13 protein-coding genes and 1 pseudogene are annotated in these 13,836 nt (G+C 72.2%); 5 read left to right on the top strand and 9 right to left on the bottom strand.

The genetic code is table 11. From position 1 onward, the window contains the following. Positions 1-14 precede the first annotated feature (14 nt). The 3 genes and pseudogenes from ACFXC1_RS35505 to ACFXC1_RS35495 form a co-directional block, all read right to left on the bottom strand. Positions 15-797 (bottom strand): annotated as a pseudogene (locus ACFXC1_RS35505) (DMT family transporter); the annotation flags it as partial. A gap of 22 nt (positions 798-819) precedes the next feature. Continuing rightward, a complete protein-coding gene (locus ACFXC1_RS35500) occupies positions 820-1,647 on the bottom strand; it encodes a helix-turn-helix domain-containing protein (protein WP_381250805.1) in 828 nt (275 codons plus the stop codon). 47 nt (positions 1,648-1,694) lie between these two features. Then, the gene (locus ACFXC1_RS35495) at positions 1,695-2,318 is read right to left on the bottom strand and encodes a TetR/AcrR family transcriptional regulator (protein WP_381250803.1); all 624 of its coding nucleotides are present in this window, start codon (positions 2,316-2,318) and stop codon (positions 1,695-1,697) included. A gap of 47 nt (positions 2,319-2,365) precedes the next feature. Here ACFXC1_RS35495 and ACFXC1_RS35490 point away from each other — a divergent pair, with 47 nt between their 5' ends. Continuing rightward, the gene (locus tag ACFXC1_RS35490; RefSeq protein WP_381250801.1) at positions 2,366-3,958 is read left to right on the top strand and encodes an FAD-dependent monooxygenase; all 1,593 of its coding nucleotides are present in this window, start codon (positions 2,366-2,368) and stop codon (positions 3,956-3,958) included. Between the two features lie 13 nt (positions 3,959-3,971). On the opposite strand, the gene ACFXC1_RS35485 is transcribed toward ACFXC1_RS35490, so the two are convergent. Then, entirely contained in the window at positions 3,972-5,417 is a 1,446-nt protein-coding gene (locus tag ACFXC1_RS35485; protein WP_381250800.1) for an RNB domain-containing ribonuclease, read from the bottom strand. Positions 5,418-5,493: 76 nt separating this feature from the next. Here ACFXC1_RS35485 and yaaA point away from each other — a divergent pair, with 76 nt between their 5' ends. Then, the gene (gene yaaA, locus ACFXC1_RS35480) at positions 5,494-6,276 is read left to right on the top strand and encodes a peroxide stress protein YaaA (protein ID WP_381250798.1); all 783 of its coding nucleotides are present in this window, start codon (positions 5,494-5,496) and stop codon (positions 6,274-6,276) included. Between the two features lie 79 nt (positions 6,277-6,355). Then, positions 6,356-7,003 (top strand): bifunctional 4-hydroxy-2-oxoglutarate aldolase/2-dehydro-3-deoxy-phosphogluconate aldolase, encoded by a 648-nt coding sequence (eda, locus tag ACFXC1_RS35475; RefSeq protein ID WP_381250796.1) that lies wholly within the window; start codon positions 6,356-6,358, stop codon positions 7,001-7,003. Here the strand turns inward: eda and ACFXC1_RS35470 are convergent. The 3 genes from ACFXC1_RS35470 to ACFXC1_RS35460 are packed head-to-tail and all read right to left on the bottom strand — an operon-like array spanning position 6,978 to position 9,979. Next, a complete protein-coding gene (locus ACFXC1_RS35470; RefSeq protein WP_381250794.1) occupies positions 6,978-8,279 on the bottom strand; it encodes a bifunctional RNase H/acid phosphatase in 1,302 nt (433 codons plus the stop codon). The genes eda and ACFXC1_RS35470 overlap by 26 nt on opposite strands. Before the next feature lie 21 nt (positions 8,280-8,300). Continuing rightward, positions 8,301-9,044 carry a zinc ribbon domain-containing protein gene (locus tag ACFXC1_RS35465; RefSeq protein WP_381251019.1) on the bottom strand — a complete coding sequence of 248 codons (744 nt, stop codon included), beginning with the start codon at positions 9,042-9,044 and terminating at the stop codon, positions 8,301-8,303. Continuing rightward, positions 9,041-9,979, bottom strand: coding sequence for a Nif3-like dinuclear metal center hexameric protein (locus tag ACFXC1_RS35460; RefSeq protein WP_381250792.1), 939 nt, complete (start codon positions 9,977-9,979; stop codon positions 9,041-9,043). The genes ACFXC1_RS35465 and ACFXC1_RS35460 overlap by 4 nt, the downstream gene beginning before the upstream one ends. 197 nt (positions 9,980-10,176) lie before the next feature. Here ACFXC1_RS35460 and ACFXC1_RS35455 point away from each other — a divergent pair, with 197 nt between their 5' ends. Then, positions 10,177-11,445 carry a hypothetical protein gene (locus ACFXC1_RS35455; protein ID WP_381250790.1) on the top strand — a complete coding sequence of 423 codons (1,269 nt, stop codon included), beginning with the start codon at positions 10,177-10,179 and terminating at the stop codon, positions 11,443-11,445. 125 nt (positions 11,446-11,570) lie between these two features. Further along, a complete protein-coding gene (locus ACFXC1_RS35450; protein WP_381250788.1) occupies positions 11,571-11,729 on the top strand; it encodes a hypothetical protein in 159 nt (52 codons plus the stop codon). Between the two features lie 67 nt (positions 11,730-11,796). On the opposite strand, the gene ACFXC1_RS35445 is transcribed toward ACFXC1_RS35450, so the two are convergent. Both ACFXC1_RS35445 and ACFXC1_RS35440 read right to left on the bottom strand, forming a co-directional pair. Then, positions 11,797-12,747 (bottom strand): 3-oxoacyl-ACP reductase, encoded by a 951-nt coding sequence (locus ACFXC1_RS35445; protein WP_381250786.1) that lies wholly within the window; start codon positions 12,745-12,747, stop codon positions 11,797-11,799. A 9-nt stretch (positions 12,748-12,756) separates the two neighbouring features. Then, positions 12,757-13,833 (bottom strand): Zn-dependent alcohol dehydrogenase, encoded by a 1,077-nt coding sequence (locus ACFXC1_RS35440; protein ID WP_381250785.1) that lies wholly within the window; start codon positions 13,831-13,833, stop codon positions 12,757-12,759. Between the last annotated feature and the right edge of the window lie 3 nt (positions 13,834-13,836).

Raw genomic sequence — 13,836 nt, 5'->3', positions numbered from 1 at the left:
CCCACCGTCAGGTCCTCCCCCAGGAACAGCGCCCCCGCCGCCACCGCGACCGCCGGGTTGACGTAGGTGATCACCGTCGAGCGGGTCGGGCCGACCTCCTTGATCAGTTCGAGGAAGGCCACGAAGGCCACCGCCGTGCAGATCACGCCCAGGCCGGCGAGGGACGCCAGTACCTGGGGCGAGGGGACCGTGGACGGCCACGTCAGCGCCGCCGCCGGGGCGTAGACCAGCGCAGCCAACGCCAGGCAGGGGGCCGTCAGTTGGAGGGTCGGGACGTCCTTCAGGTAGCGCGCCGCGATCAGTGGCGCCGTCGCGTAACCGAGCACCGTCAGCAGCACCTCCGCCAGTGAGCGCGCGTCGCCGCCCGTCAGATGCGGGACCGTGAGGACCGTGACCCCGGACAGGCCAAGCGCCAGACCCGCCACCCGCCTGGCGCCCAACCGTTCCGCGTCGCCGAACAAGCGTGCCATCAGCACGCCCACGATCGGTACGCCCGCGATCAGCAGGCCCGCCGTAGAGCTCGACAGGTGCCGTTCCGCGTCCGTCAGCGTGAACCACGGGCCGATGATCTCGATGCACGCGAAGGCCAGCATCGGGCGCCAGTGCGACCAGACCATACGGGTCAGGCCGCCCTGTCGTAGCGCGAACGGGAGCAGGAGTACGGCGCCCAGGGCACAGCGTGTGAAGACGACCATGGACGGGGACAACGGGGCGTCCACCGCCACCTTGATCATCAGGTAGGGGATGCCCCACACCACTCCCATCAGGGAGAACAGGAACCAGCCGCGTGCAGTCATACGGCGAGGATGCGCCGCCGCCTCATCGGGCGTCTTGAACGCTGTTGCGGTACGCCGCCGGGGTCACCCCGAGCACCCGCCGGAACCAGCGGGTCAGATGCGCCTGGTCGGCGAAGCCCACCTGGACCGCGACCTCGGCGGGGCGCCCGCCCGCCTCCAGCAGGGCTCGGGCCCGGGTGACCCGGTACTGGGCGAGCCAGGCGTACGGCGGTATCCCCATCGTCGTACGGAAGGCCCGGAGGAGTTGGTAGCGGGACAGGTCGAAGTCCGCCGCCAGGGACGAGAGCGACGGCGGGGTCAGGAGTTCGTCCGCGAGGCGGTCCCGTACCGCGTGGGCCACCCAGGCCGCGCCGACGAGAAGGTCCGGTGCCGGGCGGGATGTCGAGTGGCGGCGGGCCAGGGCCGTGAGCAGCCACGGGAGGCGGGACTCGGCCTCCAACGGGTCGGGGCAGGCGCTGAGTTCGGTGTGCGCGAGGCGGAAGGCGCGGGCGAGTTCGGCGTCGTCGAGGAGCGGTTCGCGGAAGTGCGGGACGCCGCCGAGGGTGCCGTCGGTCAGCAGTGCGGGGTCGGCGTAGAGGGCGCGGTAGGCGTAGCCGGCCGTGGTGCTGCCGGGGCCGCCGGTGTGCATTTCGCCGGGGGCGAGTACGACGATGGAGCCGGGGGCCGTGCGGATGTGGCCGCCGCGGTAGTCGATGAGTTCGGAGCCGTCGACGCAGACGCCGATCGTGAACTCCTCGTGGGCGTGCGGGGCGTACACGTGCCGGTCGAAGCGGGCCGTCAGGAGGTCGAGCGGCGGGCCGCAGTGGCCCAGTCTCGCCCTCGTCCACAGGGCCTGTTCGCGTGCGTTCACCAGTGGCACCCCCTTTCCTCAAGAGTGCAACGCGGCGGGGACACACGCTATGCCCAGGTCAGCGCCCGCTCCAGGATGTCGAAGGCCGCGTTCATCCGGGCCTGGTGGTCCTCGGCCGTCGCCTCCCCGCGTTCGCCCGCGAGCAGGCGGCGCGCGGTGGTGACGTACACCGAGCGGTACGCGGCGACGATCAGGGCCGCGGTCAGGGCGGGGTCGGGGGTGTCCGGGGCGGTCTCGGCGAGGGCGTCGGACAGGGCGTCCTCGATCTCCTCCAGGCCTTCGCGGGCCCGGGCGCGCAGGGCCGGTGAGTCGACCACGACCTGCCAGAAGGCCGGGAAGCTGTCATTGGGGCCGGCCAACGGGTGCTGCTGGTCGCGGAGTTCGAGCGTGAGGCGACGGAGTGCGGCGAGCGGGGTCTCGCCCGGGGCGCGGTGGCGTACCGCGCCGCTGAGCACCTCGACCGCCTCCGGGATGCGGTCGAGGAACAGGTCCTCCTTGCGCGGGAAGTAGTTGAAGACGGTCATCGTGGAGACATCGGCTGCGCGTGCTACCTCCGCCACCGACACCCCGTCGAAGCCGCGCTCCTTGAACAGGGCCGTGGCGACGTTCGAGATCCGCTGCCGGGTCGCCCGCTTCTTGCGCTCTCTCAGCGAGAGCTCACCATCGCTCATGAGAACAGTGTAGCGAACATAATTTTTTAGTGACTACACTCTTAGTCATGGACATCGAGAACACTCAGAACACCGAAACGAACTACGACGTCGTCGTCTCCGGAGCCGGTCCCGTGGGCCTGCTCCTGGCCGCCGAGCTGACCCTCGGCGGGGCCCGGGTACTGGTCGTGGAGCGGCTGGCCGAGGTCGACGAGACCATCAAGGCCGGCGGCCTCAACTCTACGACCACCGTGGCTCTTTACCGGCGCGGGCTGCTCCCCGAGCTGACCGGGATACACCAGGAGGCGATGAACCGCTTCAAGGAGTTCACGCGGACGCACGGCGACGGCGACACCGACAGCGGCAACAACCCCGTGCCGCCGCCCAAGTTCGCCGGGCACTTCTCCGGGATCATGCTGCGGGCCGATCTGCTCGACGAGTCGGACCCGGCCTTCGCGGGTCTCGGCCCGGCCGACCGCGTCGGGCTCGTCCCGCAGGCCCCGCTGGAGCGGCTGCTCGGCCGGCACGCCGACGCACTCGGCGTCGAGGTGCGCAGGCAGGTCGAGTTGACCGGCTTCGACACCGACGAGGACGGGGTGACGGTCCGCCTCGCTCCCACGGACGGTTCCGCGCCGTACGCCGTCCGGGCTGGCTGGCTGGTCGGCTGCGACGGTGGCCGCAGTCTCGTGCGCAAGCTCACCGGGATTCAATTCCCGGGCACCGCACCGGAGATCACCGGCTACCAGGCCATCGCCGACATGACCGGCACCGAGCCGCTCAGCGGCGGCTGGAACACCACCGACGTGGGGACGTACGCCTTCGGTCCGTTGCCGGGACGGATCCTCACCGTCGAGTTCGACGGGCCGCCCGCCGACCGTCAATCCCCCGTCACCGCCGAGGAGTTGCAGGCGAGCGTGCGCCGGGTGACCGGCGTCGACGTCACCGTGCACAAGGTGCACTCCTCGACCCGGTTCACCGACAACTGCCGTCAGGCGGAGACCTATCGGGCGGGCCGGGTGCTGCTCGCGGGCGACGCGGCGCACGTCCACTCGCCGTTCGGCGGGCAGGGACTCAACCTCGGTGTCGGGGACGCGATGAACCTCGGCTGGAAGCTCGCCCTGGTGGTGCGCGGCCAAGCACCGGTCGAGCTGCTCGACACCTACACGGCGGAGCGGCATCCGATCGGCGCCTGGGTGCTCGACTGGACGCGCGCCCAGATCGCGGTGATGCGCCCCGAGCCGCACTCCCGGGCCCTGCGCTCGGTGGTCACCGACCTCGCGGGGACGGTGGACGGGACGACGTATCTCGTGAAGCGGATCTCCGGTGTCTGGCAGCACTACGACCTCCCCGGCGACCACCCGCTGACCGGCCGCAGCGCCCCCGACCTCGAACTCGCCGACGGCACCCGCCTCGCCGACCACCTCCACAACGGCCGCGCCCTCCTCCTCGACCTCGCCGACGACCCGAAACTCCGGGCCCGCGCGGACGGCTACGAGGGTGTGGTGGACGTCCTCACCGGCTCCTGCCCCGGGCGGCCGGAGCTCGCCGGGCTGTTGGTGCGGCCCGACGGGTTCACCGCGTGGGCGGCGGACACGGACGGCGCCGACGGCGATCCCTCGGACGCGCTGCGGCTGTGGTTCGGCGCACCGGCCGGCGCTTGACCCTGCCGTAGCGTCAGCGTTTCCACTGGTCCCATGGCGCGAACCGTACCTTCGACGTCCCCGGGTCCGCCTGCGTGAGCCGCACCCGCAGCCGCTCCCCCAGTGGCAGCGGAGTCGCACCGCCTTCGAGGCGGGCGACGACGGCCGGGGAGTCCAACTGCACCTTTCCCACGGCGGGTTGATGTTCGTCCACGTCGACCACATAGCCGTCGAAGAGGTCGCCGACACGGTCCTTCAGCAGCGCGGCCTCGACGATGTCGACGCACTCGCGCTCGACCGTGCCCGCGAGGCGGGTGCCGTCGGCCATCTGCTTGGGGAGCGCGTCGAGGCCGGCCAGGACCCAGGCGGGCGGGGACGCGGGAGAGAGGCAGATCTCGGCGGCGTAGCGGTCGGCCAGGCGTCGTAGCGGAGCCGTGCAGTGGGTGTAGGGGGCGGCCACCGCCGCGTGGGTGGTGATGGCCGGGAGGTCGCCGTCCCTGAAGACCGTGTAGCCCGCGCCGCGCAGCAGGGTCGTGCACTCCTGGAGGAAGGCCGCGTGGTGCGGGAGGTGCGGGTCGAGGGAGCGGATGAGCTGGGCGTACGACACGTGGTGCGGCCAGTCGATGCCCAGGGCGTGCGCGGTGCGGTGCAGGCGGCCCACGGCGCCGTCGGGGGCGGCGGGCAGGGTGCGCAGGACGCCCGTGCCGTGCGCGAGCATCAGGTCGGCGGCGGCCATGCCGGTGAGCAGGGAGATCTGGGCGTTCCAGCCGTCGGCGGGGAGCGGGGCGCGGTAGGCGAGTTCGTAGGTGCGGTCGCGCTCGACGATCTCCTGCTCGGGCACGTTGAGGGAGATGCCGCCGCGCTCCACCTCCAGGCGTTCGCGCGCCTCGCCGATGTCCTTGAGCAGCGCGAGCGGTTCCTCGGCGGTGCCCGTGTCGATCCGTCGCTGCACGGTCGCGTAGTCGAGCTTGGCCCGGCTGCGGACGAGCGCCCGGTGGACGTCGACGGCGACCGTACGGCCGTCCGCGTCCAGGTCGATCGTCCACAGCACCGCCGGCCGGGTCACGTCCGGCAGCAGACTCGCGGCGCCCTCGCTGAGCAGGGGCGGGTGCAGCGGGGTCTCCTCGTCCGGGAAGTAGAGGGTGGTGACGCGGCGGTGGGCCTCCGCGTCGAGTGCTCCGCCGGGTACGACGAAGGCGGCGACGTCGGCGATGGCGTACCGGACCCGGAAGCCGGTCCCCCGGCGGGACAGGTGCATCGCCTGGTCGAGGTCCATGGACGTGGGCGGGTCGACGGTGAAGAAGGGGATGTCCGTGACGTCCGGTACCTGCGGCAGCGGCGCCGCGGCTGCCCGCTCCGCCTCCGCCAGTACCTCCGGCGGGAAGCTCTCGGGTACGCCGAGTTCGGTGCGGAGCGCGGCGAGGGCGGCGCGGAGCGGGGCTTCGGGGGTGCCGGTCACCCTGATGCGGCGGCGGGGCATGACACGAGCGTAGGCACAATCCGCCCGGCCGCACCCTTTACGCTGGCGCAGCACCCACCGTAAGGAGATACCCACCGTGCTCGTCCTGCTGCCGCCCTCCGAAGGCAAGGCCTCCTCCGGCCGCGGTGCCCCGCTCAAGCCGGAATCGCTGTCGCTGCCGGGACTCGCCGACGCCCGCGCGGCCGTACTCGACGAACTCGTCGACCTGTGCGCGGCCGACGAGCACAAGGCACGCGAGGTACTCGGGCTGAGCGAGGGCCTGCGCGGCGAGATCGCGAAGAACGTCGACCTCCGGACCGCCGGGGCGCGGCCCGCCGGAGAGATCTACACCGGTGTCCTCTACGACGCTCTCGACCTGGCCTCCCTCGAACCCGCCGCGAAGAAGCGGGCCGCGCGCTCGCTGCTCGTCTTCTCCGGGCTGTGGGGCGCGGTGCGGGTGACGGACCGGATCCCGTCGTACCGCTGCTCGATGGGGGTACGGCTGCCCGGGCTCGGGGCGCTGGGCGCGCACTGGCGGGCGCCGATGGCGGCCGTACTGCCCGAGGCCGCCGGGAACGGGCTCGTACTCGACCTGCGGTCCTCCGCGTACGCGGCGGCGTGGAAGCCGAAGGGCGAGATCGCGGGACGGACGGCGACCGTACGGGTGCTGCACGCGCCGACCCGGAAGGTCGTCAGCCACTTCAACAAGGCTACGAAGGGGCGGATCGTGCGCAGTCTGCTGAGCGCGTCGGCCGCGCCCGGGACGCCGGCCGAGCTGGTGGACGCGTTGCGGGGGCTGGGGTACGAGGTGGAGGCCGAGGCGCCCGGGCAGGCTGGGCGGGCCTGGTCGCTGGATGTGCTGGTGGACGAGATTCACTGAGCAACTCCCGGGGCGCGTGGGCGTTGCACTCTACGCAATGAGCTTTGCGCACAATGCTTCCGCTCGGCAGGATGAGGCCATGGCTTCCATGGCTTTCTCCTCGCTGCTCGATCTCGCTCCCGTGCTGCCCGTCGTCGTCATCGAGGACGCGGCCGACGCCGTACCGCTCGCGCGGGCACTGGTCGCCGGGGGGCTGCCGGCGATCGAGGTGACGTTGCGGACACCGGCCGCACTGGAGGCGCTGCGGGCCATCGCGGACGAGGTGTCGGGGGCGGTCGTCGGGGTGGGGACCGTGCTGACTCCGGGGCAGGTGAAGGAGTCGGTGGCGGCGGGGGCCGGTTTTCTGGTGAGCCCCGGGTGGACGGAGCTGCTGCTGGAGTCGATGCGGGGGGCCGGGGTGCCGTTCCTGCCCGGGGTGTCGACCACGTCGGAGGTCGTGGCGCTGCTGGAGCGCGGGGTGCGGGAGATGAAGTTCTTCCCGGCTGCGGCGGCCGGCGGTACGGCCTATCTCAGGTCGCTGGCCGGGCCGTTGCCGCAGGCGCGGTTCTGTCCCACCGGCGGGATAGGGATCGACTCCGCGCCGGAATACCTGGCGTTGCCCAACGTCGGCTGTGTGGGCGGGAGTTGGATGATCCCGGCGGACGCGTTGGCCGCGCGGGACTGGGGGCGGATCGAGGCGCTGGCCCGCGAGGCGGCGACGCTCAGCGCAGGTGGGACGTGTCGTTGAACAGCCGTACGCTCGCGTTGCCGTCCGCGTAGTACGCCACCGCGGAGAGGGAGGCCGCCGAGAGTTCCATGCGGAACAGGGACTCCGGCGGGGCGCCCAGGGCGAGTTGGACGAACGTCTTGATCGGCGTGACGTGCGTGACGAGCAGGACCGTGCGGCCCGCGTAGGCCGCGATCAACTTGTCGCGGGTGGCGGCGATTCGGGTCGCCGTCGCCGCGAAACTCTCGCCGCCGCCCGTGGGTTGGGCCGTGGGATCGGCCAACCACGTCGTCAGGTCGTCCGGGTAGCGCTCCCTGACCTCGCCGAAGGTGAGGCCCTCCCAGGCGCCGAAGTCCGTTTCGCGCAGGCCCTCTTCGATCGTCACGTCGAGGCCGAGACGCTCCGCCACGGCCGCGGCGGTCTCGCGGGTGCGGGTGAGGGGGGACGCGATGATGTCCTGGATGGTCCCTCGTGCCGCCAACGCGGTTGCCGCGCGGGCGGCCTGGTCCTGGCCCACGGGTGAGAGGGAGGGGTTGGTGCCGCCGCTGCCGGAGAAGCGCTTCTGGGGGGTGAGGGGGGTTTCGCCGTGGCGGAGGAGGACGAAGGTTGCGGGGGCGCCCATGTCTGCGGGGGCCCAACCTGCGCTGGGGGCGGCGACGTTGCGGGCGGCACGAGCATCTGCGACGGCTTTGACGGTAGTCACGGTGCGGGCCGGTGGGGGCTGGTCGCTCCCGCCCGGCGGAGCCGCATGTGTCACGGGCCCGCGCCCTTCAAGGGCATCACCTGAGCCTGCGCTGGAAAGCTGGGGGCTGCTGCGCCCCTGAAAAACCTCGGCCGAGCCCGTGCTGCGCAGTTCGGCCGTCGAATCCGCCGCCGACCACTGCCCGCCGCGCTTGCCCGCGTCCATCGCCTCGTTGGCCAAGCGGTCCGCGTGCTTGTTCTTCTCCCTGGGGATCCACTCGTACCTCACCTGCCCGACCGGGAACACCGAACCCGCCTCCGCCGCCAAGGGCTTCATATCAGGGTGCTTGATCTTCCAGCGGCCCGACATCTGTTCCACGACGAGCTTGGAGTCCATGCGGACGTGGATCCGGGCGGTGGGGTCCAGGGCGTGGGCGGCGCGGAGGCCCGCGATCAGGCCTCGGTACTCGGCGACGTTGTTCGTGGCGACGCCGATGTACTCGGCCTCCTCCACCAGGGTCTCCCCCGTCGTCGCGTCGATGACCACGCTGCCGTAGCCCGCGGGTCCCGGGTTGCCCCGGGAACCGCCGTCTGCCTCGACGATGAACTCCCGCACCGTGAACGCTCCTTGAAGGACTTACAGACCGGACTCGGACGTGCGCACCAGGATGCGGCGGCAGTTCTCGCAGCGGACCACCGTGTCGGGGGCCGCCGCGCGGATCTCGTTGATGTCGGTGATGGCGAGCTCCTGGCGGCAGCCCTGGCAGGTGCGCTGGTAGAGCTTGGCCGCGCCGATGCCGCCCTGCTGCTGGCGGAGCTTGTCGTAGAGCTTGAGGAGGTCGGCCGGGATGGTGGCCGCGATGACCTCGCGCTCCTTCTCGGCCTTGGCCTCGTCGGCGTCGAGGGTCTCGGCGGCGGCGTCGCGGCGGGCGGTCGCGTCGTCGATCTTGGCCTGCACGGAACCGACGCGCTCGGTCAGTTCGGCGGTGCGCTCCTGCGCGGACTCACGGCGCTCCATGACCTCGAGGACGATGTCCTCCAGGTCGCCCTGGCGCTTGGCGAGGGAGACGATCTCGCGCTGGAGGTTCTCCAGGTCCTTGGGCGAGGTGACGGCACCGGAGTCGAGGCGCTGCTGGTCGCGGGTGGCGCGCTGGCGGACCTGGTCGACGTCCTGCTCGGCCTTGGTCTGCTCGCGGGCGCAGTCGCTCTCCTCGGTCTGCACGGCCACGAGCAGGTCGCGCAGCTGCGTGAGGTCCTTGGTCAGCACGTCGATCTCGGCGTGCTCGGGCAGCGAGTTGCGCTTGTGCGCGAGCTGCTGGAGGCGTACGTCGAGGGCCTGGACGTCGAGAAGTCGGATCTGGTCGGCGGGCGCGGCGTTCAGTTGGGGGCTCCCAGTGGGTCAGAAGAGGAAGGGGGGCGCGAAGCGCTCGTTGGAAGGGTGGTGGTGGGCGACGGGTGGGAGGAGGACGCCGCGTGGGCGGTCCAGGGGTCGGTGACCGTCTTGGAGACGTGGACCCTGAGGTCCCATCCCTCGCGGTCGGAGATCTCGTCGAGCTGGGCGGCGGCCAGCTCGCACCAGGGCCACTCGGTGGCCCAGTGCGCAGCGTCGAGCAGCGCGAGAGGACTGTGGGCGCGGGCCTCGGAGACCGGGTGGTGGCGGAGGTCCGCTGTCAGGAAGGCGTCCACGCCCGCCGCGCGTACGTCGTCGAAGAGGCTGTCGCCGGAGCCGCCGCTGACGGCGACCGTGCGGACCAGGGCGTCGGGGTCGCCGGCGACGCGGATGCCCTGCGCGGTGGCGGGGAGGCGCTCGGCGGCGCGGGCGGCGAGTTCGCGAACGGTCAGGGGGTGGTCCAGCTCGCAGACCCGGCCGAGGCCCCGGCGGCCGTCCGGGTCGGTGGGGTCCGGCACGAGGGGTCGTACGACACGGAGGTCGAGCGCGCCCGCGAGGGCGTCGGAGACTCCCGGGTCGGCGCTGTCGGCGTTGGTGTGGGCGACGTGCAGCGCGATGTCGTGCTTGATCAGTGTGTGCACCACGCGGCCCTTGAAGGTGGAGGCCGCGACCGTGGTCGTACCGCGGAGGTAGAGGGGGTGGTGGGTGACCAGGAGGTCGGCGCCCAGCTTCACCGCCTCGTCGACGATCTCCTGGACCGGGTCCACGGCGAACAGCACGCGCGTGACGTCGTGATCCGGGTCGCCCACGACGGTGCCGACCGCGTCCCAGGACTCGGCCCGTTCGGCGGGCCACAGGTTCTCCAGCGCGGCGACGACTTCGGACAGACGGGGTGCGGACTGACGGGATACGGGCTGACGGGGCACGGGCAAAGGCTACCTGGCCGCACTGTGGGGCTGAACCGCTGAAGCTGCCGTAGACGGTCTACGGCCCCGTTCAGCACACCGGCCCCGGTTTCCTCAGGCGAATCGTTACTTGGCCACCCTTATGTGTGATCCGGATGCTCATCGGTCCCACGTCCGTACGTACGAAAACTAGTTTCGTCGCCGGAGGTGACCGAACCATGACGGCCTGTGCGATCGAGCCCACGGCGGCGGACGAGGACGGGGAGACGCGGACCGATGGCACCCAGTGTGCGATCACCGCGGACGGGGCGTACGCGGCCCGCCTCGCGCCGGCCGGGGAGTGTCTGTTCCCGGAGCGGTGGACGCTGGACGGCCCCGAGCCGTACGCGGTGCCGCTGCCCGGCAACCAGCCGGAGGAGCCCGGCAGCGAGGTGCAGCCGATGGGCGACGGGCGGGTGCTGATCCGGCGGCTGGTCGACGGGCGGCACACGTTCTCGCTGCTCTACCCGACCGGCCCGGGCACCGGTGAGCTGCCGCTCGGCGCGATCGAGTGCCCGGACCCGGACACCCGGCTGCGACTGCTGCCGCCGGCGCCGGGGGGCGAGAAGGCGTACGCCCTCGCCGTGGGCCGGCGGTCGACGGCCGTGTGGCTGGTGGCGGGCGGGGCCTTCGGGCCCGAGCATCTCGCGATGGTGCCGGGGCGGTGTTCGGGCGGGGTGTGGCTGGACCGGGCGGGGCGGATGCTGGCGCTCGACCGGGAGGTCGGCGGGCGGACCAAGGCGATCGTGGTCGACCTGGAGCGGGACGGGGAGGTGTCGCCGCTGCTGCAGATCGCGGCGGACAGCGACGACCGGCTGCTCGCGGCCGATCCCGACAGCGGGCTGCTGCTCATCCGCTCGGACGCGCCGTCGCCCGGGCGGGAGGAGCGGCTGGGCTGGGGGGTGATCGGCTCCACGCTGCCGGTGCGGTTCCCGGAGTGCCTGCGGGTGCCGGACTGCACGGTGACACCGTTCGCGATCCAGCCGGGGCAGGTGCTGACGCCGGAGAACTGCGGGGTGGCGCTGCGCATCGACGGGCCGGCCGGCAGCTGGCTCGGCGTCTGGCGGCCCACGGACCGGCAGCTGCTCCAACTCCCGGCGCCCGAGGGGTGGTTGGCGGGCGCCGGGCTGTGGAGCGAGGACGGGGTGCTGCAACTGCCGTACGCCACACGGGAAGTGCCGTGCGGTGTGGTGCGGTTCGCGGTGCCCAGGGGGGCGGGGGACAACGGGGGCCCGGGGGTCGGGGGGACCCCTGGGGTAATCGGGGAAACAGGGGGTACGGGGGATACACGCCCGGGGGATCCGGTTCGGGACGGGACGGTGGGCGCGCCTGGGGAGGCCGCGCCGGAGCCGTCCCAACCGTCCGAACCGGATCCTCCGGTGCCGGTCGCACCGCGTCCGGTGCCGTTGCGGGAGGCGCCGCTCGAAGGACGGGTGGCGGTCGGGTAACAAAGTGGTGCGGCTCGGTAACGAAGTCGTTCCGGACGGCGGTCCGCCTCGCGTCGGCCCCGGAACGGCTGGATAAGATCGCCGAGCTGTATGAAGGATCTTGTTACTACGGGGTGAAGTTTCCGATGAACGACACGAGCAGCACACAGACGATGTCCGCCGACGCCCAGGACACCTCCGGCCACGGCAAGCACCGGGGCCCGGTCTCGGCACAGGACGGCGACGCTGCCGCCCACGGCCGTCACCGCAAGCCGTCCGAGCAGTCCGAGTACGCGAACGCCTGACGGTACGTCGGGCACCTTGCACCACACGGCCCCGCTCGTCTCCGGACGGGCGGGGCCGTCGCGTTCCCTATGCTCCGCCCGGCTCCCGCCTGAGCCCGAGCACCTCGGCCGCCGCGAAGGTCTCCTCCGCCGGCCGCCTCGCGTAGTGCGGAGTGAGTACGGCGTCCAGCTCGTCGTAGGTGAAGGTGTCCTGCTTGCTGTCGAACTTGGCCTGGACGTGGGGGCGTTCGACGATCGCGACCATGCCGCCGTGGACGACGAGGAGCTGCCCGTTGATCCGGGCGGCGGCGGGTGAGGCCAAGTAGCCGACGAGCGGGGCGACATGCTCGGGGGCCAGCGGGTCGAGGCCTTCGTCGGGCTCCTGGAAACCGGCGAAGACGTCCTCGGTCATCCGGGTGCGGGCGCGCGGGCAGATGGCGTTCGCGGTGACGCCGTACTTGGCCAGCGCGAGCGCGGTGGAGGTGGTCAGGCCGACGATTCCGCCTTTCGCCGCCGCGTAGTTGGGCTGTCCGGCGGAACCGGCGAGGAACGCCTCGGAGGAGGTGTTCACGATCCGCCCGTACACCGGCGCGCCCGCCTCCTTGGACCGGCGGCGCCAGTGCGCGGACGCGAAGTGGGTCGTGTTGAAGTGGCCCTTGAGGTGGACCCGGATCACCGAGTCCCACTCTCCCTCCGTCATGGAGAAGACCATGCGGTCGCGGAGGATGCCCGCGTTGTTGACGAGGATGTCGAGCCCGCCGAGCTCGTCGATCGCCAACTCGACCAGCTGGCTGGCCTGTTGGGTGTCGGCCACGTCTCCCGTGTGGGCGACTGCCCGGCCGCCCGCCTCGCGGATCTCGGCGGCGACCTGCTCGGCGGGGCCCGCGGAGGCCTCGCCGGAGCCGTCCCGGCCGGGCTGGCCGTAGTCGTTGACGACCACGGCCGCGCCGAGCCGGGCGAGTTCGAGCGCCTCGGCCCGGCCGAGTCCGCGTCCGGCGCCGGTGACGATCGCGACCAGGCCCTCGAGTGGCAGCGTCATGACCGGCCTTCAGATCTCGATGCAGGTGCGCAGGGCCGTCCCCGAACGCATCTGGTCCAGGGCCTCGTTGATGTCGGCGAGCGGCACCCGGTGGGTGATCAGGCCCTCCAGGTCGACGCGGCCCGCCCGCCACAGGGCGATCGTGCGCTCGTAGGAACGCAGCACGTCTCCCCCGCCGTACATCGAGGGCAGTATGCGCTTCTCGTCGAAGAACAGCTCGAACATGTTGAGCTGGAGGAAGTCGTCGAGGGCGCCCGCGCCGACGATGACGAGGGTGCCGCCGCGCCGGGTGTTCTCGTAGGCGGTGCGGGCGGTGGCGGAGCGGCCGACGACCTCGAAGACGTAGTCGAAGCCCTCGCCGGCGGTGACCTCCTGCTTGGCGGCGGGCAGCTCGTCCGGTGAAACCGCCCTGGTGGCACCGAACTTGAGCGCGGCCTCGCGGCGCGAGGCGACCGGGTCGACGGCGACGATCTCGGCGGCGCCCTTGAGCCGGGCACCCTGGATCGCGGAGATGCCGACGCCTCCGCAGCCGATCACGGCGACCGACGAACCGGCCTCCACGTCGGCGGTGTTGAGGGCGGCGCCGAGTCCGGTGGTGACGCCGCAGCCGATGAGGGCCGCGATGTCGAAGGGCACGTCGTCGGGGATCGGCACGGCGCAGCCGGCGTCGACGACGACCTCCTCGGCGAAGGTGCCGGTGCCCGCGAAGCCGAACACATCGCCGCCGGGGCGCTTGAAGTTGGGGGTGCCCGCGTTCATGAAACCGGCCAGACACAGCTGGGTCTGGCCGCGCTTGCAGGCGGCGCACACACCGCAGGCCGGCAGCCAGCAGACGACGACCCGGTCACCGGGCTTCAAGTGGCTGACGCCCTCGCCGACTTCGAGGATCTCGCCGGCGCCTTCGTGCCCGGGCACGAACGGCGCGGGCTGCGGCAGGACGCCGGCCATCGCGGACAGGTCCGAGTGGCACAGCCCCGTGGCGCGCACCCGGATCCTGACCCGGCCGGGCCCAAATCCCGTCGTCCCGACGTCGTCGAGGACGTCCAGTTTGTCCTGGCCTATCTCGTGCAGTACGGCTGCGCGCATGGT

It is taken from the genome of Streptomyces hokutonensis, from assembly GCF_042751305.1.
Classification (GTDB): domain Bacteria; phylum Actinomycetota; class Actinomycetes; order Streptomycetales; family Streptomycetaceae; genus Streptomyces; species Streptomyces hokutonensis_A.
This window is presented reverse-complemented; position numbering and strand designations above follow the sequence as displayed.

Excerpts from the sequence above, each read along its gene's own strand:
- ACFXC1_RS35495 (WP_381250803.1), bottom strand. The coding sequence starts at position 2,318 with ATGAGCGATGGTGAGCTCTCGCTGAGAGAGCGCAAGAAGCGGGCGACC.
- ACFXC1_RS35490 (WP_381250801.1), top strand. The coding sequence starts at position 2,366 with ATGGACATCGAGAACACTCAGAACACCGAAACGAACTACGACGTCGTC.
- ACFXC1_RS35485 (WP_381250800.1), bottom strand. The coding sequence starts at position 5,417 with ATGCCCCGCCGCCGCATCAGGGTGACCGGCACCCCCGAAGCCCCGCTC.
- eda (WP_381250796.1), top strand. The coding sequence starts at position 6,356 with ATGGCTTCCATGGCTTTCTCCTCGCTGCTCGATCTCGCTCCCGTGCTG.
- ACFXC1_RS35455 (WP_381250790.1), top strand. The coding sequence starts at position 10,177 with ATGACGGCCTGTGCGATCGAGCCCACGGCGGCGGACGAGGACGGGGAG.
- ACFXC1_RS35450 (WP_381250788.1), top strand. The coding sequence starts at position 11,571 with ATGAACGACACGAGCAGCACACAGACGATGTCCGCCGACGCCCAGGAC.
- ACFXC1_RS35445 (WP_381250786.1), bottom strand. The coding sequence starts at position 12,747 with ATGACGCTGCCACTCGAGGGCCTGGTCGCGATCGTCACCGGCGCCGGA.
- ACFXC1_RS35440 (WP_381250785.1), bottom strand. The coding sequence starts at position 13,833 with ATGCGCGCAGCCGTACTGCACGAGATAGGCCAGGACAAACTGGACGTC.